General features: G+C 65.7%; 22 protein-coding genes. 3 read left to right on the forward strand and 19 right to left on the reverse strand.

What is annotated here, in order from left to right:
• Positions 1–87: 87 nt before the first annotated feature.
• Entirely contained in the window at positions 88–576 is a 489-nt protein-coding gene (locus tag C7H84_RS20820; protein ID WP_006762687.1) for an Lrp/AsnC ligand binding domain-containing protein, read from the reverse strand.
• 145 nt (positions 577–721) lie between these two features.
• Here C7H84_RS20820 and C7H84_RS20825 point away from each other — a divergent pair, with 145 nt between their 5' ends.
• Entirely contained in the window at positions 722–2,008 is a 1,287-nt protein-coding gene (locus tag C7H84_RS20825; RefSeq protein ID WP_121860555.1) for a D-amino acid dehydrogenase, read from the forward strand.
• Between the two features lie 319 nt (positions 2,009–2,327).
• Here the strand turns inward: C7H84_RS20825 and C7H84_RS20830 are convergent, their stop codons facing one another.
• The 5 genes from C7H84_RS20830 to C7H84_RS20850 all read right to left on the reverse strand — a co-directional run bounded on the left by C7H84_RS20830 (position 2,328) and on the right by C7H84_RS20850 (position 6,774).
• A complete protein-coding gene (locus tag C7H84_RS20830; RefSeq protein WP_121860556.1) occupies positions 2,328–3,263 on the reverse strand; it encodes an electron transfer flavoprotein subunit alpha/FixB family protein in 936 nt (311 codons plus the stop codon).
• A 16-nt stretch (positions 3,264–3,279) separates the two neighbouring features.
• Entirely contained in the window at positions 3,280–4,029 is a 750-nt protein-coding gene (locus C7H84_RS20835) for an electron transfer flavoprotein subunit beta/FixA family protein (protein ID WP_014897713.1), read from the reverse strand.
• A 244-nt stretch (positions 4,030–4,273) separates the two neighbouring features.
• Entirely contained in the window at positions 4,274–5,068 is a 795-nt protein-coding gene (locus C7H84_RS20840; protein ID WP_121860557.1) for a MetQ/NlpA family ABC transporter substrate-binding protein, read from the reverse strand.
• A 28-nt stretch (positions 5,069–5,096) separates the two neighbouring features.
• On the reverse strand, positions 5,097–5,750 hold the full coding sequence (locus C7H84_RS20845; protein WP_121860558.1) for a methionine ABC transporter permease: 654 nt from the start codon (positions 5,748–5,750) through the stop codon (positions 5,097–5,099).
• Positions 5,740–6,774, reverse strand: a complete 1,035-nt coding sequence (locus C7H84_RS20850; protein ID WP_121860559.1) for a methionine ABC transporter ATP-binding protein — start codon at positions 6,772–6,774, stop codon at positions 5,740–5,742. Before C7H84_RS20850 ends, C7H84_RS20845 begins: the two co-directional genes overlap by 11 nt.
• 215 nt (positions 6,775–6,989) lie before the next feature.
• On the opposite strand from C7H84_RS20850, the gene C7H84_RS20855 reads away from it, so the two are divergent.
• Complete coding sequence (locus C7H84_RS20855) at positions 6,990–7,910, forward strand: alpha/beta hydrolase (protein WP_121860560.1); 921 nt, start codon at positions 6,990–6,992, stop codon at positions 7,908–7,910.
• A gap of 32 nt (positions 7,911–7,942) precedes the next feature.
• Here C7H84_RS20855 and C7H84_RS20860 read toward each other — a convergent pair whose 3' ends face one another.
• Positions 7,943–8,866, reverse strand: coding sequence for a histone deacetylase family protein (locus tag C7H84_RS20860; protein WP_121860561.1), 924 nt, complete (start codon positions 8,864–8,866; stop codon positions 7,943–7,945).
• 43 nt (positions 8,867–8,909) lie between these two features.
• On the opposite strand from C7H84_RS20860, the gene mltB reads away from it, so the two are divergent.
• The gene (mltB, locus tag C7H84_RS20865; protein ID WP_121860562.1) at positions 8,910–10,253 is read left to right on the forward strand and encodes a lytic murein transglycosylase B; all 1,344 of its coding nucleotides are present in this window, start codon (positions 8,910–8,912) and stop codon (positions 10,251–10,253) included.
• A gap of 76 nt (positions 10,254–10,329) precedes the next feature.
• Here mltB and cysM read toward each other — a convergent pair whose 3' ends face one another.
• The 12 genes from cysM to C7H84_RS20925 all read right to left on the reverse strand — a co-directional run bounded on the left by cysM (position 10,330) and on the right by C7H84_RS20925 (position 22,278).
• Entirely contained in the window at positions 10,330–11,232 is a 903-nt protein-coding gene (gene cysM / locus C7H84_RS20870; RefSeq protein WP_121860563.1) for a cysteine synthase CysM, read from the reverse strand.
• Between the two features lie 238 nt (positions 11,233–11,470).
• Positions 11,471–11,815 (reverse strand): helix-hairpin-helix domain-containing protein, encoded by a 345-nt coding sequence (locus C7H84_RS20875; protein WP_121860564.1) that lies wholly within the window; start codon positions 11,813–11,815, stop codon positions 11,471–11,473.
• A 73-nt stretch (positions 11,816–11,888) separates the two neighbouring features.
• Entirely contained in the window at positions 11,889–12,881 is a 993-nt protein-coding gene (gene rfaD / locus C7H84_RS20880; RefSeq protein ID WP_121860565.1) for an ADP-glyceromanno-heptose 6-epimerase, read from the reverse strand.
• Between the two features lie 64 nt (positions 12,882–12,945).
• Positions 12,946–13,896 (reverse strand): D-glycero-beta-D-manno-heptose-7-phosphate kinase, encoded by a 951-nt coding sequence (rfaE1, locus tag C7H84_RS20885; RefSeq protein WP_121860566.1) that lies wholly within the window; start codon positions 13,894–13,896, stop codon positions 12,946–12,948.
• Between the two features lie 7 nt (positions 13,897–13,903).
• Entirely contained in the window at positions 13,904–15,304 is a 1,401-nt protein-coding gene (locus C7H84_RS20890; RefSeq protein ID WP_121860567.1) for a UDP-glucose/GDP-mannose dehydrogenase family protein, read from the reverse strand.
• 90 nt (positions 15,305–15,394) lie between these two features.
• On the reverse strand, positions 15,395–16,567 hold the full coding sequence (gene lapB, locus C7H84_RS20895) for a lipopolysaccharide assembly protein LapB (protein WP_121860568.1): 1,173 nt from the start codon (positions 16,565–16,567) through the stop codon (positions 15,395–15,397).
• Between the two features lie 53 nt (positions 16,568–16,620).
• Positions 16,621–16,914 carry a LapA family protein gene (locus C7H84_RS20900; protein ID WP_121860569.1) on the reverse strand — a complete coding sequence of 98 codons (294 nt, stop codon included), beginning with the start codon at positions 16,912–16,914 and terminating at the stop codon, positions 16,621–16,623.
• Between the two features lie 209 nt (positions 16,915–17,123).
• Positions 17,124–17,447, reverse strand: coding sequence for an integration host factor subunit beta (locus C7H84_RS20905; protein WP_034187427.1), 324 nt, complete (start codon positions 17,445–17,447; stop codon positions 17,124–17,126).
• A 22-nt stretch (positions 17,448–17,469) separates the two neighbouring features.
• Entirely contained in the window at positions 17,470–19,200 is a 1,731-nt protein-coding gene (gene rpsA, locus C7H84_RS20910; RefSeq protein ID WP_346428389.1) for a 30S ribosomal protein S1, read from the reverse strand.
• 126 nt (positions 19,201–19,326) lie between these two features.
• Entirely contained in the window at positions 19,327–20,013 is a 687-nt protein-coding gene (cmk, locus tag C7H84_RS20915) for a (d)CMP kinase (RefSeq protein ID WP_121860570.1), read from the reverse strand.
• 13 nt (positions 20,014–20,026) lie between these two features.
• Positions 20,027–21,331 carry a 3-phosphoshikimate 1-carboxyvinyltransferase gene (gene aroA, locus C7H84_RS20920; protein ID WP_121860571.1) on the reverse strand — a complete coding sequence of 435 codons (1,305 nt, stop codon included), beginning with the start codon at positions 21,329–21,331 and terminating at the stop codon, positions 20,027–20,029.
• A 20-nt stretch (positions 21,332–21,351) separates the two neighbouring features.
• Positions 21,352–22,278, reverse strand: a complete 927-nt coding sequence (locus C7H84_RS20925) for a prephenate dehydrogenase/arogenate dehydrogenase family protein (RefSeq protein WP_121860572.1) — start codon at positions 22,276–22,278, stop codon at positions 21,352–21,354.
• Positions 22,279–22,442: the final 164 nt, after the last annotated feature.

Below are 22,442 nucleotides of genomic sequence, written 5' to 3' on the forward strand. Positions count from 1 at the left end.
GGTGCAGCGTGCCAAGGGCGAGATAAAGGGTCCGACAAGGGTCCGACAGACGCGCGACGGCAGCCCGGCAACGGGCCGCGGCCGCGGTCATTCGCCGACCGAAATCGTCAGCGTCTCCTTGATTTCCTCCATCACGACATAGCTCTTCGACTGCACCGCGCCGGGCAGTTGCAGCAGGATGTCGCCGAGCAGCTTCCGATAGTCGGCCATTTCACCGATGCGCGCCTTGATCAGGTAGTCGAAATCGCCCGACACGAGATGGCATTCGAGCACCTCGTCGATCTTCATCACTTCGCGGCGGAACTGCTCGAACATGTTGCCGCCCTTGTGGCCGAGCGTGATCTCGACGAACACCAGCAGTGCCGCGCCGAGCTGCCCCGGATCGACACGCGCGTGGTAGCCCGTAATCACGCCGTCGCGCTCCATGCGCCGCACGCGTTCGATGCACGGCGTGACGGTCAGCCCGACCTGCTCCGCGAGGTCCTTCATCGCCATGCGGCCGTCGTCCTGGAGCAGTTTGAGGATGCGTCGGTCGAGCTTGTCGAGCGAGCGTACTGGCTGACGTTGCGTTCTCATTTGTTTATTCTGAAAACCTGAAAAATACGATAACAAAACCTACACATTCGACAATACCATAGCTCAAAAAACTAGATCAGCTAGAGGTTACACGGAGCCGCAGGTGCGCCCGGCCTCGACCTGGTTTCTTCCATCTGGAGCAGCTATGCGAGTCGTCATTCTGGGCAGCGGTGTGGTGGGCGTGGCAAGCGCGTATTACCTCGCGCGCGCCGGTCATGAAGTCACGGTGATCGACCGGGAAGCCGGCCCGGCGCTCGAAACCAGCTTCGCGAACGCAGGCCAGATCTCGCCCGGCTACGCGGCGCCGTGGGCGGCGCCCGGCGTCCCGCTGAAGGCCGTCAAATGGATGTTCGAGAAGCACGCGCCGCTCGCGATCCGCCTCGACGGCACGCGCTTCCAGCTCCAGTGGATGTGGCAGATGCTGCGCAACTGCACGCCCGAGCGCTATGCGGTCAACAAGGGCCGCATGGTGCGCCTCGCCGAATACAGCCGCGACTGCCTGCAGGCATTGCGCGCCGACACCGGCATCCAGTACGAAGGTCGCACGGGCGGCACGCTGCAACTGTTCCGCACGCAGCAGCAACTCGACGGCGCAGCGAAGGACATCGCGGTGCTGCGGGAAGCGAACGTGCCGTTCGAACTGCTGTCGCCGGCCGAGCTCAAGAACGCCGAGCCGGCACTCGCCGCCGTGTCGCACAAGCTGACGGGCGGCCTGCGCCTGCCGGGCGACGAAACGGGCGACTGCCAGCTGTTCACGACGCGCCTCGCGGCGCTCGCGGAATCGCTCGGCGTGAAGTTCCGCTACAACACGCCGATCGACGCGCTCGCGATCGCGGGCGGCAAGATCGCCGGCGTGCAGTGCGGCAGCGAGACGGTGCGCGCCGATGCGTACGTCGTCGCGCTCGGCTCGTACTCGACCAGCTTCGTCTCGAACCTGATGAAGATCCCGGTCTATCCGCTGAAGGGCTATTCGATCACCGCGCCGATCGTCAATCAGGCGGCTGCCCCGGTGTCGACCGTGCTCGACGAAACCTACAAGATCGCGATCACGCGCTTCGACGACCGCATCCGCGTCGGCGGCATGGCCGAGATCGTCGGCTTCGACAAGAACCTGCGCGCGGCGCGCCGCGAAACGCTGGAAATGTGCGTGAACGATCTGTTCCCGGGCGGCGGCGACACGTCGAAGGCGACGTTCTGGACGGGCCTGCGTCCGATGACGCCGGACGGCACGCCGATCGTCGGCCGCACGCCGGTGTCGAACCTGTTCCTGAACACCGGGCACGGCACGCTCGGCTGGACGATGTCGTGCGGCTCCGGCCAGTTGCTCGCCGATCTGATCTCGGGCAAGAAGCCGGCGATCCAGGCCGACGACCTGTCGGTCCATCGCTACCTGAAAGACGTGGGCGGCCAGACGCGCCCGGCCTACGCATAAGTCAGGACGGCCCACGGCGACGCGGGCCCGTTGCATCAGCGAGAAAGGCGCCCCGAGGGCGCCTTTCTCGTTTCGGCGACTGCGACAGTCCGTGCCGACGCGGCTCGAGACTTCAGTCAGCGTGCGCGTGCTCTCTTCGCCGTCGAACCGACGCTGCCGGTCCGCCCGAGTGCGTGACGATGGACTGCGCAACGCACGGTACGATGACGGCCCCTCTCGGCGAACGCCGCGCGCCCCTCTCCAGCGATGCCACAACAAAAAAGGGGCGCTCATCGCGCCCCTTCGTGCTGCATGCTTACCGCCGAAGCGTCACACCGTATCAGCCGAGCTCGTTCACGAGTTCCGGCACGAGCGCGAACAGATCGCCGACGAGGCCATAATCGGCCACGCTAAAGATCGGCGCTTCCGGATCCTTGTTGATCGCGACGATCACCTTCGAATCCTTCATGCCGGCCAAGTGCTGGATCGCACCCGAGATGCCCACCGCGATGTACAGCTGCGGCGCGACGATCTTGCCGGTCTGGCCGACCTGGTAGTCGTTCGGCACGTAGCCGGCGTCCACCGCGGCGCGCGACGCGCCCAGTGCTGCCGACAGCTTGTCCGCCAGCGGCTCCAGTACCTTCGTGTAGTTCTCGCCGCTGCCCAGACCGCGGCCGCCCGACACGATGATGTTGGCCGACGTGAGTTCCGGACGGTCCAGCTTCGTCACTTCACGGCTCACGAACTGCGACTTGCCTGCGTCTGCGGCCGCTTCGATCTTGTCGACCGATGCGCTGCCGCCTTCGGCTGCCACCGGATCGAAACCCGTTGCACGCACCGTGATGACCTTGATCGGATCGCTCGACTGCACCGTCGCGATCGCGTTGCCTGCGTAGATCGGGCGCTCGAACGTGTCGGCCGAATCGACTGCCGTGATGTCCGAGATCTGCGCGACGTCTAGCTTCGCGGCGATACGCGGCGCGATGTTCTTGCCGTACGCGGTCGCCGGCGCGAGGATGTGCGAGTAGTCCTTCGCGATGTTCAGCGCGGTCGCCTCGACGTTTTCCGCCAGGCCCGCGGCCAGTTGCGGCGCGTCGGCCAGCAGGACCTTCGACACGCCTGCGATCTTCGCTGCCGCGTCGGCTGCTGCTTGTGCATTGTGGCCCGCGACCAGCACGTGGATGTCGCCGCCAATCTTCGCTGCCGCCGCCACCGTGTTCAGCGTCGCGGCCTTGATCGACGCGTTGTCGTGTTCTGCAATCACCAGAATCGTCATTTCTTTCCGCTCCCTCTTACAGCACCTTGGCTTCGGTCTTCAGCTTCTCGACCAGCGTCTTCACGTCCGGCACCTTCACGCCGGCTGCGCGCTTCGGCGGCTCGACGACCTTCAGCGTCTTCAGACGCGGCGCGACGTCCACGCCCAGGTCTTCCGGCTTCACCGTTTCCAGCGGCTTCTTCTTCGCCTTCATGATGTTCGGCAGCGTCACGTAGCGCGGCTCGTTCAGGCGCAGGTCGGTCGTGACCACCGCCGGCAGCGTCAGCGACAGCGTTTCCGCGCCGCCGTCGACTTCACGTGCGACCGTGGCCTTGCCATCGGCGATCGTGACCTTCGACGCGAACGTCGCTTGCGGCAGGCCAGCCAGCGCAGCCAGCATCTGGCCCGTCTGGTTCGAATCGTCGTCGATCGCCTGCTTGCCGAGGATCACCAGTTGCGGCTGCTCCTTGTCGACCAGCGCCTTCAGGATCTTCGCGACGGCCAGCGGCTCGACGCTGTCGTTCGACTCGACGAGGATCGCGCGATCGGCGCCGATCGCCAGCGCCGTGCGCAGCGTTTCCTGCGCTTGCGTCACGCCCACCGATACCGCGATCACTTCGGTCGCGACGCCCGCTTCCTTCAGGCGCACCGCTTCTTCAACGGCGATTTCGTCGAACGGGTTCATCGACATCTTCACGTTCGCGATGTCGACGCCCGTGTTGTCCGACTTCACGCGGACCTTCACGTTGTAATCGACCACTCTTTTCACTGGCACCAGGATTTTCATGCACACGCTCCAAAGTTACGAATACGACCAGAGGCCATTCTATAGCGAGGCCTCATGACTGCGCGGCCAAGCAGACCCATCCATCATGGCTATCGAGGATAGCGCTCCTCGATGGCGCGCCGGCAATAGCGAACGGTCGTTCTATTTTAAAAGAGAAAAAACCCGGACGCAAAGCCCGGGTTTTCGATCATCGACTCTAATCGTCGCCGGGCGCGCCCTGTACCTCGGGTTGCTTTCGCGTTACTTACCAGGCAGCGATGACCGCGCCGCCGAATTTCTGTTCGATGAACTGCTTCACTTCCGCGGAATGGTAGGCCGCGACCAGCTTCGCGACCCACGGCTTGCTGCGGTCGCCCTCGCGAATCGCGAGAATGTTCGCGTACGGGCCGCTCGGGCCCTCGATCGCGATCGCGTCCTGTTTCGGTTTCAACCCTGCTTCCATCGCGTAGTTGGTGTTGATCGCCGCCACATCGACGTCGCCGAGCGAGCGCGGGATCTGCGCCGCATCGAGCTCGACGATCTTCAGCTTGCGCGGATTGTCGACGATGTCGAGCGGCGTTGCCTTCAGCCCGGCATCCGCGCGCAGCTTGAGCAGCCCCTGCTTCTGCAGCAACAGCAGCGCACGGCCGCCGTTGGTCGGATCGTTCGGCACCGCGATGCGCGCGCCGGGATTCAGCTCGGCCAGCGACTTCACCCGCTTCGAATAGATGCCCATCGGGAACGTGACGGTTTCCGCGACCTTGATCAGCTTGTAGCCGCGATCCTTCACCTGCGCCTGCAGATACGGATCGTGCTGGTAGCTGTTCGCGTCGAGATCGCCCGATGCGAGCGCCGCGTTCGGCTGCACGTAATCGGAGAACTCGACGACACGGATATCGAGGCCGCTCCTGGCCGCGACCTTCTTCACCACTTCCATGATCTGCGCGTGCGGGCCGCCCGTCACGCCGACCTTGATGGTTTCGGCCTGCGCGTGCGCGCTCGCGAACAGCGCGGCCGCGCCAAGTGCGGCCGCGAATTTCAGCATGAAGCGTCGTTGCATCGTCTCCCCCAACGGATGAATGTCGTTTTTACTTGTGGCTCAGCCGGCGCACGAGCCAGTCGCCGAATGATTGCACGATCTGCACGAACACGATCAGGATCGCGACGACCGTCCACATCACTTCCGGCAGATAGCGCTGGTAGCCATAACGGATCCCGAGATCGCCGAGCCCGCCGCCGCCGATCGCACCGGCCATCGCCGAATAGCCGACGAGCGACACGAACGTGATCGTCAGCCCCGCGACGATGCCGGGCAGCGACTCGGGCAGCAGCACCTTGAATACGATCTGCGACGTGGTCGCGCCCATCGACTGCGCGGCTTCGATCAGCCCGCGATCGACCTCGCGCAGCGCGGTCTCGACCAGTCGCGCGACGAACGGCGCGGCCGCGAGCGTCAGCGGCACGACCGCCGCGGCCGTGCCGATCGACGACCCGGTGACGAGCCGCGTGAACGGAATGACCGCGACCAGCAGGATGATGAACGGCGTCGAGCGCACCGCGTTCACGAGGCCGCCGAGCACGCGATTCACGCCGAGGTTCTGCAACACGCCCTGGCGGTCGGTCAGGTACAGCAGCACGCCGAGCGGCAGCCCGACGAGCGCGCCGACCGCCCCCGAGATGCCGACCATGATCAGCGTCTCCCAGAACGACTGCACGAACATATCGAACATCTCACTCAACATACGAAAGCTCCTCTACCACCACACCTTGCTCGCGCAGGAACGCGAGCGCCTGCCCGACCTTGCCCGGTTCGCCGCCCGCGAGCACCGCGAGCGATCCGAACGCCTGCCCCTGGATCTCGTCGATCTGCCCGTGCAGGATGTTGAAATCGAGTTCGTACCGGCGGATCGTCTCCGACAGGATCGGCTGGTCGACACCCGAGCCGGTGAACGCGAGCCGCAGCAAATGCCCGCTGCCCGTCTTCAGCCGCTCGGCCACGCGCGCCTTCATCGCGGGCGGCAGCTCCTGGGCGATCACGTCGCCGATCAGCGCGCGCGTCACTTCGTGATGCGGCTGCAGGAATACGTCGATCACGCGGCCTTCTTCGACCACGCGGCCCGCGTCGAGCACCGCCACGCGATCGCACACCTGCTTGATCACTTCCATCTGGTGGGTGATCAGCACGATCGTCAGGCCGAGTTCGCGGTTGATGCGCTTCAGCAGGTCGAGGATCGAGCGGGTGGTCTCGGGGTCGAGCGCCGACGTCGCCTCGTCCGACAGCAGCACCTTCGGCTTGCTCGCGAGCGCGCGGGCGATGCCGACGCGCTGCTTCTGGCCGCCGCTGATCTGCGCCGGATAGCGATCCTTCTGCGCGGACAGGCCGACCAGGTCGAGCAGCGGCAACACGGCCGCCTCGATCTCGGCACGGCTCGCGCCGGCCAGTTCGAGCGGCAGCGCGACGTTGTCGAACACCGTGCGCGACGACAGCAGGTTGAAGTGCTGGAAGATCATGCCGATCTCGCGGCGCGCCTCGCGCAGCGCGCCGGCCGGCAGCAGCGTGAGATCGCGCCCGCCGACGACGACGTTGCCTTCGGTCGGCCGCGTGAGCAGGTTGATGGTGCGCACGAGCGTGCTCTTGCCGGCGCCGCTTCGGCCGATGATGCCGAACACTTCGCCCTGGGGAATCGTCAGATTGACGTTGTGCAATGCGTCGACCCAGCCGGTCGGCCCGGGAAAACGCTGCGACAGATTGCGTAATTCGATCATGTAAACAGAACGGCGGCCGACTGGCGAACAGCCCGCCAGTCGGCCGCCGATGGATCTGGAATAGCCGGCGATTTTACCGCAAACCCCTCATTCCCCTTAATAATCGATTTCGATCTTTTCATAACCAGACGAAATTAGAGGAGTGCTGCGGGCCGCCTCCGAAGCGCCGCGACTATGATCCGGAACACCGATACCAACCAACAGGGGACCGCCAGATGACCGCCACCACCACGCCGGCCGCCGCGCCGGCCACCGCAGCACCGGGCCCGATGTGGCCGCCTGCCCCGCTGATGGGGCGGCTGCGCACCGCCGACGGCCTCGAACTGGCGTCGTACCGCTGGCCGGCCGGCGACGGCACAGCGCCGCCGCGCGCGACGATCGCACTCGTGCACGGCCTCGCCGAGCATGCGGGCCGTTATGCCGCGCTCGCGGCCAGACTGAACGCGGCCGGCATTGACGTGCTCGCGATCGATCTGCACGGGCACGGCCAGTCGCCCGGCAAACGCGTGTGGGTCGAGCGTTTCGACGGTTACCTGAACGATGCGGATGCACTGGTTGCCGAAGCGGCCCGCGGCAATACGCCGCTCTTCCTGATGGGACACAGCATGGGCGGCGCCGTCGCGGCGCTGTATGCGATCGAACGCGTGCCTGCGCGCGGTCATGCGCTGGCGGGCCTCGTGCTGTCGAGCCCGGCGCTGGCACCCGGCCGCGACGTGCCGCGCTGGATGCTCGCGATGAGCCGCTTCATCAGCCGCGTGTGGCCGACCTTCCCCGCGATCCGGATCGACGCGGCGCTGCTGTCGCGCGATCCGGCCGTCGTCGCGGCCAATCGCGCCGACCCGCTCGTGCACCACGGCGCGGTGCCGGCGCGCACCGGCGCCGAAATCCTCGACGCGATGGCCCGCATCGAGCATGGCCGCGGCGCGCTGCGCGTGCCGGTGCTGGTCTATCACGGCACCGAGGACAAGCTGACCGAACCCGACGGCAGCCGCACGTTCGGCGCCCGTGTCGGCTCGCCCGATCGCACGCTGACGTTATACGAAGGCGGCTTCCACGAAACGATGAACGACCTCGAGCGCGATCGCGTGATCGACGCGCTGGTGGCGTGGATTCTCGCGCGGGTGCCGGCGGGGTAAACGCGCGCCGCCCGCTGCCGGTCAGATGCCGGTCAGATGCCGGCCAGCACGCGCAGGTGCGCGACGACGCTGCGTCCGAGTGCCGACAGGTTGTAGCCGCCCTCGAGACAGCTCACGATGCGGCCCTGCGCATGCCGGCGCGCGACGTCGACGACCTGGGCGGTCAGCCATTCGAAATCGGCTTCCACGAGACCGAGATTGCCGATGTCGTCCTCGCGATGCGCGTCGAAACCGGCCGACACGAACAGCATTTGCGGCTTGAACGCGTCGAGGCGCGGCAGCCAGAACATGTCGACCGCCTCGCGGATCGCCATCCCGTTGCTGCGCGCCGGCATCGGCAGGTTGACCATGTTCGGCGCCTGATGGTCGACGCCCGAGAACGGGTACAACGGATGCTGGAAGAAGCTGCACATCAGCACGCGCTCGTCGTTCGCGAACGCGGCTTCGGTGCCGTTGCCGTGGTGCACGTCGAAATCGATGATCGCGACGCGTTCGAGCCCGTGGACGTCGAGCGCATGTCGTGCAGCAATTGCAATGTTGTTGAAGAAACAGAAGCCCATCGCACGCGCGGGTTCCGCGTGATGGCCGGGCGGGCGAACGCCGCAGAATGCGTTCGCGTAGCGGCCCTCGATCACCGCGTCGGTAGCAGCGATCGCGGCGCCGGCCGCACGCAGCGCGGCGCGCCAGGTGTCGCGGTTCATCAGCGTATCGGGATCGATCTCGACGTAGCCGTCGACGGGCGTCATGCTGCGGATGTAGTCGATATGGGCCTGCGTATGCACGCGGCCCAGCGCGACCTCGCTCGCGAACGGCGCGGTTTCGTGCACGATCAGATCGTCGATGCGGCTAGCGATCAGCTGATCCTGGATCGCCGACAGTCGGGCCGGGCATTCCGGATGCCATTCCCCCATCTCGTGCAGCATGCAATCGGGGTGCGTATAGAAGGCGGTTGCCATAAGCTGTCATCCGCGACGCAGGATGCGCCGCAGGTCTCCATCAATGGTGTCTATCGTCTGCCGCGAATTCGCCGCTAACTTACCACAACGGTGCGCTGCGCCGCCCCGGCACGCAGGATGCGTCGGGTATACTGCGCCGAACCACATCGCCCTGTCCGCCCGCTTCGACATGAATTCCAGCAAGCCTGCCGCCCTTCTCTCCGCACTGTTCCGCGTTCGCGTTCCGCTCGTCGTCACCGCCGTCGCCGCTACGCTGGCCGCCGCGCCTGCCGTCGCGCAGACACAGCCCGCGAAGTCGTCCGGCACGCGCGTCGCGCAGGCGCAACCGGATCAGCCGGCACCGCAAGGCCAGACCTTCGAAGAAGAAATCGTTCCGCAGCGCTATGCGAACAACCCGAAGGTCGATGCGTTCATCGACGAAGTGGCGAGCCGCGACGGCTTCGATCCCGCGAGCCTGCATGCGCTGTTCTCACGCATCAGCTATTCCGCCACCGCCGTGAAGCTCGTGAAGCCCGCGCCGACGCCTTCGGTGAAGAACTGGAGCCTCTATCGCTCGCGCTTCATCGAACCGATCCGCATCAATGCAGGCGTGAAATTCTGGAAGGCGAACCAGGCGACGCTGCAGCGCGCGGCCGAGGAATTCGGCGTGCCACCCGAAGTGATCGTCGGCATCATCGGCGTCGAAACGATCTATGGCCGGTACATGGGCAATTTCCGCGTGCTCGATGCGCTGACGACGCTCACCTTCGACTATCCGGACACGCCGAATCGCGACAGCCGCCAGGCCACGTTCCGCAAGAACCTCGAGGACTTCCTGGTCTGGACGCGCGACAACAAGCTCGACCCGACCACCGTGCTCGGCTCGTACACGGGCGCGATCGGCATCCCGCAGTTCCTGCCGAGCAGCATCCGCGAGTACGCGGTCGACTACGACGGCGCAGGTCACGTCGATCTGCGCAGCAGTCCTGCCGATGCAATCGGCAGCGTCGCGAACTACCTGAAGCAGCATGGCTGGGAAACCGATCGGCCGGTGGTCTGGCGCATCACGCCCGACACGGGCAGCCTCGGCATCGCGCAAGCCGCTGCCGACGGTCAGCCCGAACCGCACTGGGCACTGTCGCAACTGCTGCGTGCCGGCATGACGCTCAACGAGCCGACGGTCAACATCACCACCGAAGCCGGCACGCCGGTCACCGTGGTCGACCTGCCGTCGCCCGGGCGCGCGACCGAATACATGCTCGGCCTGAAGAATTTCTACGTGCTGACGCGCTACAACCGCAGCTTCTTCTATGCACTCACCGTGTATCAGCTCGGTGAAGCCGTGAAGGCGCAAATGGAAGCAAACGGCGCGCTGCCGCTGCCGCCTGCGGACCCGCAGGCGCAGTAAGCGCGGCGCCGCCCAAACGAAAAGCGCCGCTTGTGCGGCGCTTTTTCATTGCATGATCCTGCGCGTGCCGAACGGCTCAGGCAGGAAACACGCCGGTCGACAGATAACGGTCGCCGCGATCGCAGATGATGAACACGATCGTCGCGTTCTCGACCTGGCGCGCGATGCGCATCGCGACTTCGCATGCGCCGCCCGACGAAATGCCGGCGAAGATGCCTTCGACCGCTGCGAGCCGGCGTGCCATGGTCTCGGCGGCCGCCTGGCTCACGCTCTCGACGCGATCGACGCGGCTGCGATCGAAAATCGTCGGCATATAGGCTTCCGGCCACTTGCGGATGCCCGGAATGCGCGAGCCTTCTTCCGGCTGCGCGCCGACGATCTCGATCGCCGGATTCTGTTCCTTCAGGTAGCGCGACGTGCCCATGATCGTGCCCGTCGTGCCCATCGCCGACACGAAGTGCGTGACGCGCCCTTCGGTGTCGCGCCAGATCTCGGGCCCCGTTGTTTCGTAGTGCGCGACGGGATTGTCCGGATTCCCGAACTGATCGAGGATCACGCCCTTGCCTTCGCGCTGCATCTGCTCAGCGAGATCGCGCGCCAGTTCCATCCCGCCCTTTACCGGCGTAAGGATGATTTCGGCGCCGTAAGCGGCCATGCTCTGGCGACGCTCGACCGACAGGTCCTCCGGCATGACCAGCACCATCTTGTAGCCGCGGATAGCCGCGGCCATCGCGAGCGCGATGCCGGTGTTGCCGCTCGTCGCCTCGATCAGCGTATCGCCCGGCTTGATGCGGCCGCGCGCTTCGGCCTTGCTGATCATCGACAGCGCCGGGCGGTCCTTCACGGAACCGGCCGGGTTGTTGCCTTCCAGCTTCGCGAGCACTACGTTGTTGCGTGCGCGAATCTCGTCGTCCGGCAGGCGGACCAGTTGCACGAGCGGGGTGTTGCCGATCGTGTCTTCGATAGTTTTGTAAGCCATGGAGATACCGTGAGTGCGAGGCCGATCAATCGATCGATTGTAAACCAGCGCAGGCACGGACGCCGGCATTCCCCCTTGCGACGATGGAATACGCGGCCCTGACGCGTGACGCCCGTGACTCCCGTGACGATTGCGTGCAGGCAACCTGCACGCAAAAAACCCGCGGCATGCCGCGGGAAGCCGTCGCAACGACGGCGACTGAAGGAGCCTTTTGTCTCGGGTGCGCCGCTTGGGCGCGCTATTTCTGCGCGGTGCGAGCCGGTGCCGCGGCAGCTTTCGCGGCCGCCGGCTTGCCCGCGGCCGGTGCCGGCGTGGCCGAGCCGGCCGCGCCGATCGTCAGCCCTTCCTGCTGAAGGCGCTCGACCGTATGGCCGCCCATGCCTTTCACGCGCGCCGCGAGATCGTCTGCATTCCTGAACGGGCCACGTGCGCCGCGCTCGTCGAGTATCGCCTTGGCCCGCGCGGGACCGATGCCCTTGATGCCGACGAGTGCATCCTCGTTCGCGGTGTTGACGTCGACGGCCGCCCAGGCCGATGCGATCGCGCCGAACATCGCGGCGGCGGCAAACCATTTCCTGATCATGTGCTGGATCTCCGATGAAAACGGTCGGCGGCTGCCGACCGTGAGACCCAGTCTAGCGATGCAACGCGTGCGTTTAAACCTGGCCGGACAGCCAACGCACGTAGCGGTCGACCCCTTCCTGCACCGTCAGGAACGCCGCGTCGTAGCCGGCAGCACGCAGTTTCGTCTGGTCGGCCTGCGTGAAGCACTGATACTTGCCGCGCAGCGCGTCGGGGAACGGCACGTACTCGATCAGCCCTTGCTCGACCTGCTGCGCGAGCGTGAGCGGCGGCAGGTTGTCGAGCGCGCGCAGCGTGTTCACGACCGTCGACGCGATGTCGTTGAACGGCTGTGCACGGCCGGTGCCGAGGTTGAAGATGCCCGACTTCTCCGGATGATCGAAGAAGAACAGGTTCACCTTCGCGACGTCCTCGACCGACACGAAGTCGCGCGTCTGCTCGCCCGGCGCATAACCGTTGTACTCGCCGAACAGCTTGACCTTGCCTTCCGCGCGGAACTGGTTGAAGTTATGGAACGCGACCGAGGCCATGCGGCCCTTGTGCGTCTCGCGCGGCCCGTACACGTTGAAGTAGCGGAACCCGGCGATCTGGCTCTTCGCGCTCGGCAGCACGCGGCGGATCACCTGGTCGAACAGGAACTTCGAATAGCCGTAGACGTTCAGCGGCGCCTCGACCTCGCGCTCCTCGACGAAACGCGTCGAGCCGCCGTAGATCGCCGCCGACGACGCGTACAGGAACTGCGCGCCCTGTGCGAGGCACGCATCGAGTACCGCACGGCTGTAGCGGAAGTTGTTGTCCATCATGTAGCGACCGTCGGTTTCCATCGTGTCCGAACAGGCGCCTTCATGGAACACCGCGCGTACCTTGCCGAAGTCGCCGCGCGCGAAGCGCTCGACGAACTCCGTCTTGTCGAGATAGTCGTCGATTTCGCAATCGACGAGATTGCGGAACTTGTCCGCGCGCGTCAGATTGTCGACCGCAATGATGCGCGACTCGCCGCGCTCGTTGAGCCCCTTGACGATGTTCGCGCCGATAAAACCGGCTGCGCCGGTGACGATGATGGTCATGATCGTTCTGCCTGAAAAATTGCAAGACACACGTGCGGCACGCGCGGCGCGCCGCCGGATGCGCTCAGTGAAACAGTTCGTCGTAGTCTACCGTGGCCGTACCCAGCTTGCCGACCACGATGCCCGCTGCGCGGTTCGCGAGCACGACGGCATCGACGAGCGGCACGCCTGCGCCGAGCATCGTCGCGACCGTCGCGATCACGGTATCGCCCGCACCGGACACGTCGTACACCTCGCGCGCGAGCGCCGGTGCGTGCAGTTCGCCCGTCGCGGAAAAGAGCGTCATCCCCTCTTCCGAGCGGGTGAGCAGCAACGCATCGAGGTCGAGTTCCGCACGCAACTTCGCGACGCGCGCGCGCAGGTCGTCTTCCGAATGCCACTGGCCGACGACTTCGCGCAGCTCGGCGCGATTCGGCGTGATCAGCGACGCGCCGCGATAGCGCGCCCAGTCGCCGCCCTTCGGATCGACGAGCACCGGCTTGCCGGCCGCGCGCGCCTTCTCGATCATCGTCGTCACGTGGGTCAGACCGCCTTTCGCGTAGTCCGACATCAGCACGACGTCGTGCTGCGGCAGCAGCCCATCGAAACGCGCGAGACCGGCGAGCAGTACCTCGTGGGTCGGCGTCGCCTCGAAGTCGACGCGCAGCAGTTGCTGCTGGCGCGCGAGCACGCGCAGCTTGATGGTGGTCGGCAGCGCCGCATCGCGTTCGAGATGCGGCGTCACGCCGCTGCTGTCGAGCAATTCGACGATCCGCTCGCCCGGTTCGTCGCAGCCGACCACGCACAGCAGCCCGGCCTGCGCGCCGAGCGTCACCGCGTTGCGCGCGACGTTGGCCGCGCCGCCGAGCCGCTCTTCGTGACGCTGCACGTGCACGACCGGCACCGGCGCTTCCGGCGAGATGCGGTCGACGTTGCCGAACCAGTAGCGGTCGAGCATCACGTCACCGACGACGAGCACGCGCGAACGTGCGAGCTGCGCGCGCGGAACCGGCACCACTTCGCGAAGGGTAGTCATCGTGCGGTCATCCACGGGAGAGGGACTGGGGATCGACGTGCGGACGCCCGATCGCGTGGTAATCGATGCCGAGTTCGGCCATCGCGTCCGGTTCGTACAGGTTACGCCCGTCGAAGATCACCGGCGCCTTCAGTTCGGCCTTCAGGCGCGCGAAATCCGGGCTCCTGAATTCCTTCCACTCGGTGACGATCACGAGCGCATCCGCGGCGGTCACGGCCGCGTCCTGCGTATCGACGAATTGCAGGCGCGCGAGCGCGTCGGAACCCTCGCCGAGATCGAGTTCGAACACGCGGCGCGCCTCGTCGATCGCGACCGGGTCGTATGCGCGCACGGCTGCGCCGCGTTCGAGCAGCGCGCCGATCAGGCGACGGCTCGGCGCCTCGCGCATGTCGTCCGTATTCGGCTTGAACGCGAGGCCCCACACCGCGAACTCGCGACCGCTCAGATCGGCGCCGAAGCGCTGCTCGATCTTGCCGATCAGCACATCCTTCTGCGCGGAGTTGGCCGCTTCCACGGCTTCCAGGATGCGCAGCGGCTGGCCGTTCTCGCCGGCGGTGCGGATCAGCGCCTGCACGTCCTTCGGGAAGCACGAGCCGCCGTAGCCGACGCCCGCGTACAGGAAGTGATAGCCGATGCGCGGATCGGAGCCGATCCCGCGCCGCACGGCTTCGATGTCGGCACCGACCTTGTCGGCGAGATTCGACATCTCGTTCATGAACGAGATGCGCGTCGCGAGCATCGCATTCGCCGCATATTTCGCGAATTCCGCCGAACGCACGTCCATGTAGATCGTGCGCTCGTGATTGCGGTTGAACGGCGCGTACAGCTTCTTCATCTTCTCGCGCGCGATCGTGCCCGTCTCGTCGTCATCGATGCCGATGATGATCCGGTCCGGGCGCATGAAGTCCTCGACGGCCGCGCCTTCCTTCAGGAATTCAGGGTTCGACACGACCGAGAAGCGATGCGCGACGCTGCCCGCGAGGCCGCGAGCACCCAGTGCCTCGTCGACCACGGCGCGTACGCGCTGCGCGGTGCCGACCGGCACCGTCGACTTGTCGACGATCACCTTGAAACCGGTCATGTGGCGGCCGATGTTGCGCGCGGCCTCGAGTACGTATTGCAGGTCGGCCGAGCCGTCCTCGTCGGGCGGCGTGCCGACCGCGATGAACTGAATCTCGCCGTGCGCGACACTCGCCTCGATGTCGGTCGAGAAGCGCAGGCGGCCTGCCGCGCGGTTGCGCGCGACGATGTCCAGCAGGCCCGGTTCGTGAATCGGCATCCCGCCGTTGTTCAGGATCTCGATCTTGCGCGGATCGACGTCCAGGCAGAACACGTCGTGGCCGATTTCGGCGAGACAGGAGCCCGTGACAAGACCGACATAGCCGGTGCCGATGATGGTGATTTTCATAGATGTTCCGGTACGTCCCGGTAATTGACTAACTTGGCCGTCGGGCCGGACCCGGCGGCAACCGCAGCGCGTCGGCGCCGCACGCCGGGATCAGCCCGGCATTGCAGGTTCGACGCGACGCGGCGCATAGGTTTCCCAGCCGCTGCATCCGGGGCACTGCCAGTAGAAGAGCCGTGCCCGGAAACCGCAATTCTGGCACGTATAGCGTGGCAGATTTTTGGTGCGCTGCTTGATCAGCGCACGCATCATTTCAAGTTCCTTACGGCGCGGCTCGTCGGCCGCCGCGATCTGCGCATCGAGCAGGTGCAGCATGCCGGACAAGTTCGGCGACTTTTCCATCTGCGTACGCGCGAGCGTATGCGCCGCGTCGTGGCCGCGCAAGCCTGCGATATGCTGATAGGCGATATCGAGCAGGTCGTTCGACGGGTAGCGCTCGACGTAGCCCATCAGCAGCTCGGCCCCCTCGACTGCCTTGCCGAGCGCGACGTGCGCCTTCATCAGCTTGTCGGCGACGAGCGGCAGGTAGGCGGGATTCTGCGCTTCGACACGCTTCCAGTGCTCGATCGCGGCTGCAGGGTTACCTGCCGCCTCCGCGGCATCGCCGGACAGGATCGTCGCGCGCACGTTCTGCGGATTCGCAACGAGCGCGAGCTTCAACTGTTCGGCCGCGGCCCCGGCGTCCTTGCGCTGCAGCGCGTCTTGCGCGAGTTCGCAGTGGAACTGCGCGATTTCGGTGCCGAGCGGCTTGTCGCTCATCGATTCGATGCGCTTCGCGGTATCGATCGACTTGTTCCAGTCCTTCTCGATCTCGTAGATCGTCAGCAGCGCGCGCTGCGCGCCCAGCGCGTAGTCGCCGTCGGCGAGTCGATGGAACGATTCCTCGGCACGATCAAGCAGGCCGGCCTTCAGGAAGTCCTGGCCGAGTTCGAACAGCGCATGGTCGCGTTCGTTGACCGGCAGGTCCGTGCGGCTCAGCAGGTTCTGGTGCACGCGGATCGCGCGGTCCGTTTCACCGCGGCGGCGAAACAGGTTGCCCAGCGCGAAGTGCAGCTCGACCGTCTCGGGGTCGAGCTTCGCGACCTCGATGAACGCGTCGATCGCCTTGTCCGGTTGTTCGTTCAACAGAAAGTTCAGGCCGCGGAAATACGATCGCGGCAGGTTGGCGCTCTCCGACAGGAGATTCTTCAGGTCATAGCGTGACGCCGCCCAGCCGAGCGCAAACGCCACCGGAATCGCGAGCAACCACCAGAAATCCAGATCCATGCGAAATATCGAAGCAGAGACGAAAACCGCGCGAGGATCGCGCGGCGTCCGTGTTAAATGACGGGCGGCATCGGCGGCTGGTCGACGACGACCGGAGTTTCGCGCGCCGCGCGCAGATCGCGCTTGATGCGGCCGTTCTCGAGGCGCAGGCGGAAGATCGCCGGCAGCGCGGACAGCAGGCCGGCCAGCAACCCCACGACGAAGAACGCGAGACCGATCAGGATCAGCGGCGCTTGCCATTCATAGCCGGCAAGGAAATTCAGCGTCGCGGTTTGCGTATTGGCCAGTGCGAGCACCAGCAGCAGCACGAACACCAATACCCGGATCAGCCAGACGATAAACTTCATGTAGCCCTCTCTTTGTTGAGGTTTGCCGTGACGCGCGACTCCCCTTCGCGGCGCCGAATCGACCCGTATTGTAAAGGAAGCGTTTCCGCGTCACCGCACATCATTCGGGTGTGCGGGGCCGCCCAGTCGCCTGAAATGAAAAAAGCGCCCGCAAGGGGCGCTTTTTCTTCAGCCTTCGCCGGACGGATTCCGGGCAAACCGAACGACGTTCAACGCTCGTCGTCCGGATCATCAGCTTTCAGCGGCTCGCCGGCGCGGCCGTCGACGCGTTCGCGCAATTCCTTGCCGGGCTTGAAGTGAGGCACGAACTTCTCGGGCACCTGCACTTTCTCCCCCGACTTCGGGTTGCGTCCGACGCGCGCCGGGCGACGGTTGAGGCCGAAGCTGCCGAAACCCCGAATTTCAATGCGATGCCCTTTCGCGAGAGCGTCGGACATCGCATCGAGCATCGTTTTCACCGCGAAATCCGCATCCTTGAGGACAAGTTGCGGAAATCGCAGTGCCAGCTGCGCGACCAACTCGGATTTGGTCATACTTCAGCAGACCTCGTGAGGCTTACTGGTTCTGGCCGTCGAGCTTCGCCTTCAGCAGCGCGCCGAGGTTGGTCGTACCGGTCGCAGCAGCGCTCGAGTCCGACTGCAGGCCGCGGATTGCTTCCTGTTGTTCAGCCGAATCCTTCGCCTTGATCGACAGGTTGATGCCACGCGACTTGCGATCGATGTTGATCACCATCGCGTTGACCTTGTCGCCTTCCTTCAGCACGTTGCGTGCATCTTCGACGCGATCCTGTGCGATTTCCGATGCGCGCAGGTAGCCTTCGATGTCGCCGTTCAGCGTGATGACAGCGCCCTTCGCATCGACCGACTTCACGACGCCGTCGACGATCGAACCCTTGTCGTTCATTGCAACGTAGTTGCTGAACGGGTCGCCTTCGAGTTGCTTGATGCCGAGCGAAATACGCTCCTTCTCGACGTCGATACCGAGCACGATCGCTTCGACTTCGTCGCCCTTCTTGTACTTGCGAACGGCTTCTTCGCCGGCTTCGCTCCACGACAGGTCCGACAGGTGGACCAGGCCGTCGATGCCGCCCGGCAGACCGATGAACACGCCGAAGTCGGTGATCGACTTGATTGCGCCCGTGATCTTGTCGCCCTTCTTGAAGTTGCGGCTGAAGTCATCCCACGGATTCGGCTTGCACTGCTTCATGCCGAGGCTGATACGACGACGGTCTTCGTCGATCTCGAGGACCATGACTTCGACTTCGTCGCCCAGCTGGACAACCTTCGACGGAGCAACGTTCTTGTTGGTCCAGTCCATTTCCGACACGTGAACCAGGCCTTCGATGCCCGATTCCACTTCGACGAATGCGCCGTAGTCGGTGATGTTCGTGACCTTGCCGAACAGGCGCGTGCCCGACGGGTAACGGCGCGAGATGCCTTCCCACGGATCGTCGCCCAGTTGCTTGATGCCCAGCGAGACGCGGTTCTTCTCTTGGTCGAACTTGAGGATCTTCGCGGTGACTTCCTGGCCAACCGACAGAACTTCGCTCGGGTGACGCACGCGACGCCATGCGATGTCGGTGATGTGCAGCAGGCCGTCGATGCCGCCGAGGTCGACGAATGCGCCGTAGTCGGTGATGTTCTTGACCACGCCGTTGACGATCGCGCCTTCCTTCAGCGTCTCGAGCAGCTTCGCGCGCTCTTCGCCTTGCGTTGCCTCGATCACTGCACGACGCGACAGCACGACGTTGTTACGCTTGCGATCGAGCTTGATCACGCGGAACTCGAGCGTCTTGCCTTCGTACGGGGTCGTGTCCTTGACCGGACGCGTGTCGACCAGCGAACCCGGCAGGAACGCGCGGATGCCGTTGACCATCACGGTCATGCCGCCCTTCACCTTGCCGGTGATCGTGCCGGTGACGAGTTCGTTGTTGTCGAGGGCCTTTTCCAGCGACAGCCACGATGCAAGGCGCTTCGCCTTGTCGCGCGACAGGATCGTGTCGCCGTAGCCGTTTTCGAGTGCGTCGATCGCGACGGACACGAAATCGCCCGACTGCACCTCAACCTCGCCCTGATCGTTCAGGAATTCCTCGATCGGAATGTAAGCCTCGGACTTCAGGCCTGCATTGACGACCACGAAGTTGTGGTCGACGCGCACGACTTCGGCGGAAATCACTTCGCCGGCGCGCATGTCTTGACGGGTCAGCGACTCTTCGAACAGAGCCGCAAAGGATTCGGTATTCGGGGTGGAGGTTTGCAGGTCGGACATAAAAATCTGATTGTGCATGGATCGCTGTGCCACGCCGGCCGGAATGGCAGGCTGAAAGAGCCAGATCGACGCCATACGGGGTTAAGGGTTCGAAACACGCTCCGCACGCACCTGCGCGCGAAGCACCTACTGCTGCCCGCCTTCTCAGGCCGGCTGACCGAGCGCTCGGTACCACTGGAGCACCTGGTCGACGGCTTCATCGACCGAAAGCGCCGACGTATCGAGCAGCTGGGCATCTGCCGCGGGCTTCAGCGGCGCGGCTGCGCGATTGCTGTCGCGCGCGTCACGTTCACGAAGATCCCGGAGCAAGTCATCTATATTAGCAGAAAAACCTTTTTGCATCAATTGCTTATGCCGTCTGGTCGCGCGCGCCTCGGCGCTGGCCGTCAGGAACACCTTCAGCACGGCATCCGGGAAGATCACGGTGCCCATGTCGCGCCCGTCGGCGACGAGGCCCGGCGTCTTGCGGAACGCGCGCTGGCGCGCGACCAGCGCGGCACGCACCGGCCCGTGCACGGCGATCGCCGACGCGCGGTTGCCGACCGCTTCGGCGCGGATGTCGTTCGACACGTCGACGCCGTCGAGCTGCGCGCAGCCCTCGCGGAACGTGATGTGAAGATCGTCGATCAGCTTCACGAGCGCGTCGATGTCCTCCGCCGCGATGCCGTAGCGCACGCTCGCGAGCGCGGCCAGACGGTACAGCGCACCGCTGTCGAGCAGGTGGAAGCCGAGATGCGCGGCGACGAGCGCGGCGACGGTCCCCTTGCCGGAAGCAGTCGGGCCGTCGATCGTGATGACGGGGGTCGGGTGAAAGGGTCGGGTCGATTTCATCGGGTCAGTCGGGTCAGGCCTTGGCGAGCGCGGCGAAGCGGTCGAAATAGTCGGGGAACGTCTTGCCGACGCACTTCGGGTCGTTGATCCGCACGGGCACGCCGCCCAGGCTGACGAGCGAGAAGCACATCGCCATCCGGTGATCGTCATACGTATCGATCGCGGCGTTCGGCGTGAGCCGTTGCGGCGGCGTGACGACCAGATAGTCGGGGCCTTCCTCGACGATCGCACCGACCTTGCGCAGCTCGGTCGCCATCGCGGCGATTCGGTCGGTTTCCTTCACTCGCCAGCTCGCGATGTTGCGCAGCGTGCTCGTGCCGCTCGCGAACAGCGCCGCGACCGCAATGGTCATCGCTGCGTCGGGAATCAGGTTGAAGTCCATGTCGACCGGTTCGAGCTTGCCGTGGTCGTGGCCGATGCCGCGCACCTCGATCCAGTCGTCGCCCATCGACACGTTCGCGCCCATCTGCATCAGCGCGTTCGCGAAACCGACGTCGCCCTGGATGCTCGCTCGCCCCACGCCCTCGACGCGCAGCGGGCCGCCGCCGAGCGCGCCGGCCGCGAGGAAGTACGACGCCGACGACGCATCGCCCTCGACCATGATGCGTCCCGGCGAACGGTAGCGGACCCTGGCCGGCACGACGAAGCGCTGCCAGCCGTCGCGCTCGACGGTCACGCCGAAGCGCTCCATCAACCGGATCGTGATGTCGATGTACGGTTTCGAGATCAGCTCGCCGTCGACTTCGACGACGATCCTGCCATCCTTCGCCTTCACGAGCGGCAGCGTCATCAGCAGCGCGGTGAGGAACTGGCTCGACACGTCGCCGCGCACGCGGATCGGCGCATCGACCGTGATCGCCGCCGGCTTGATCCGCAGCGGCGGAAAGCCGTCGTTTTGCTCGTAGTCGATCTGTGCGCCGATCTGCCGCAGGCCGTCGACGAGGTCGCCGATCGGCCGCTCGTGCATGCGCGGCACGCCATGCACGCGATAGTCGCCGCCGTTGACCGCGAGCGCCGCAGTCAGCGGCCGCACCGCGGTGCCCGCATTGCCGAGGAACAGATCGGCGGTCTTCGCGGTGAACGCGCCGCGCGTGCCGGTGACGACACAGGTGTCGCCGTCGCGCGCGAGCTTCACGCCGAGCTTGCCGAGCGCATCGAGCATCACCCGCGTGTCGTCGGAATCGAGCAGGTTGGTGATCGTCGTTTCGCCTTCGGCGAGCGCCGCGAGCAGCAGCACGCGGTTCGAGATGCTCTTCGAGCCGGGCAGACGCACGGTGCCCGACGCACTGGAATACGGGCCGAGATCGAGATAGTCCATGGGAATCGTCCTGTTTCCTGTTATTTCTTGACCGGTTCGGCAGCGGGCTGCGCGCCGCGCTCCTGCCATGCCTTGCGTGCGGCACGCGAGCGCGTGAACACGGCTTCGAGCGCCGCGCCGTCGCCGGCGTCGATCGCGTCACGCAGCCGGGCGAGCACGCGCGTATAGCCGTCGAGTTCGTCGAGCAGCGCCGCGCGATTCGCGACGCATACGTCGCGCCACATTTCCGGGCTCGACGCGGCGATCCGCGTGAAGTCGCGGAAGCCGCCCGCCGCGTACGAGAATTTCAGTTCGGCATCGGCGTCGCCGAGGATCTGTTCGACGAGCGCGAACGACAGCAGGTGCGGCAGATGACTGATCGACGCGAACACGCGATCGTGCTGAGCCGTGCTCATCGTGCGCACGTCGGCGCCGGTCGCCCGCCACATCGCGTCGATCCGCGCGACCGCATCGGGCGCGTTCTCCGGCAGCGGGCACAGCACGACGTTGCGGCCGACGTAGAGATCCGGCAGCGCAGCCTCGACGCCGCTCGACTCGCGCCCGGCGATCGGGTGCCCCGGCACGAACTGCGCAATCCGCGCACCGAGCGCGTCGCGCGCGGCCGCGACGACGTCGGACTTGGTGCTGCCCGCATCCGTGACGATCGTGGCGGCGTCGAGCCACGGCGCGATGCGCGAAAGCAGCGGGCCCGTCTGCGCGACGGGCGCGGCCAGCAGCACCAGATCGGCGCCGGCCAGCGCGTCGCGCAGTTGCGCATCGTCGTCGAGGGCCGCCGCGCGATCGATCACGCCGAGCGCGAGCGCGCGTTCGACCGACGCACGCGAACGACCGACGCCGACGACTTCGCCCGCACCGCCCGGCGCGCGCTCGCGCAACGCGCGCGCCAGCGATCCGCCGATCAGGCCGACACCGAAGATGACCAGTTTGTTGAATGCAAAGCCTGACACGACAAGAGCCAAGTGACGCACGCGGAACGATGCCCCGCGCACGGAAGTCCAGATTCCGGGCAACGGACCGCACCCGGCGCGAACTGCACCGGATACCGCCCGAACCCGCCTTCGGCAGTGCCGCCCGGCCTGCCCTGCCCGCTTCGCCGCGCCGCCTGCGCGAG

It is taken from the genome of Burkholderia sp. Nafp2/4-1b (genome assembly GCF_003635165.1).
In the GTDB taxonomy this organism is placed as follows: Bacteria; Pseudomonadota; Gammaproteobacteria; order Burkholderiales; family Burkholderiaceae; genus Burkholderia.

Bases quoted from the DNA above. Each gene is read 5' to 3' on its own strand.
- C7H84_RS20830 (WP_121860556.1), bottom strand. From the start codon at position 3,263: ATGACGATTCTGGTGATTGCAGAACACGACAACGCGTCGATCAAGGCC.
- C7H84_RS20860 (WP_121860561.1), bottom strand. From the start codon at position 8,866: ATGGCAACCGCCTTCTATACGCACCCCGATTGCATGCTGCACGAGATG.
- C7H84_RS20875 (WP_121860564.1), bottom strand. From the start codon at position 11,815: ATGATCAGGAAATGGTTTGCCGCCGCCGCGATGTTCGGCGCGATCGCA.
- lapB (WP_121860568.1), bottom strand. From the start codon at position 16,567: ATGGATCTGGATTTCTGGTGGTTGCTCGCGATTCCGGTGGCGTTTGCG.
- C7H84_RS20825 (WP_121860555.1), top strand. From the start codon at position 722: ATGCGAGTCGTCATTCTGGGCAGCGGTGTGGTGGGCGTGGCAAGCGCG.
- mltB (WP_121860562.1), top strand. From the start codon at position 8,910: ATGGTGTCTATCGTCTGCCGCGAATTCGCCGCTAACTTACCACAACGG.
- C7H84_RS20850 (WP_121860559.1), bottom strand. From the start codon at position 6,774: ATGATCGAATTACGCAATCTGTCGCAGCGTTTTCCCGGGCCGACCGGC.
- C7H84_RS20855 (WP_121860560.1), top strand. From the start codon at position 6,990: ATGACCGCCACCACCACGCCGGCCGCCGCGCCGGCCACCGCAGCACCG.
- rfaE1 (WP_121860566.1), bottom strand. From the start codon at position 13,896: ATGACTACCCTTCGCGAAGTGGTGCCGGTTCCGCGCGCGCAGCTCGCA.
- C7H84_RS20900 (WP_121860569.1), bottom strand. From the start codon at position 16,914: ATGAAGTTTATCGTCTGGCTGATCCGGGTATTGGTGTTCGTGCTGCTG.
- C7H84_RS20820 (WP_006762687.1), bottom strand. From the start codon at position 576: ATGAGAACGCAACGTCAGCCAGTACGCTCGCTCGACAAGCTCGACCGA.
- aroA (WP_121860571.1), bottom strand. From the start codon at position 21,331: ATGGACTATCTCGATCTCGGCCCGTATTCCAGTGCGTCGGGCACCGTG.
- C7H84_RS20905 (WP_034187427.1), bottom strand. From the start codon at position 17,447: ATGACCAAATCCGAGTTGGTCGCGCAGCTGGCACTGCGATTTCCGCAA.
- rfaD (WP_121860565.1), bottom strand. From the start codon at position 12,881: ATGACCATCATCGTCACCGGCGCAGCCGGTTTTATCGGCGCGAACATC.
- cmk (WP_121860570.1), bottom strand. From the start codon at position 20,013: ATGAAATCGACCCGACCCTTTCACCCGACCCCCGTCATCACGATCGAC.
- C7H84_RS20845 (WP_121860558.1), bottom strand. From the start codon at position 5,750: ATGTTGAGTGAGATGTTCGATATGTTCGTGCAGTCGTTCTGGGAGACG.
- C7H84_RS20890 (WP_121860567.1), bottom strand. From the start codon at position 15,304: ATGAAAATCACCATCATCGGCACCGGCTATGTCGGTCTTGTCACGGGC.
- C7H84_RS20840 (WP_121860557.1), bottom strand. From the start codon at position 5,068: ATGCAACGACGCTTCATGCTGAAATTCGCGGCCGCACTTGGCGCGGCC.
- C7H84_RS20835 (WP_014897713.1), bottom strand. From the start codon at position 4,029: ATGAAAATCCTGGTGCCAGTGAAAAGAGTGGTCGATTACAACGTGAAG.
- cysM (WP_121860563.1), bottom strand. From the start codon at position 11,232: ATGGCTTACAAAACTATCGAAGACACGATCGGCAACACCCCGCTCGTG.
- rpsA (WP_346428389.1), bottom strand. From the start codon at position 19,200: ATGCACAATCAGATTTTTATGTCCGACCTGCAAACCTCCACCCCGAAT.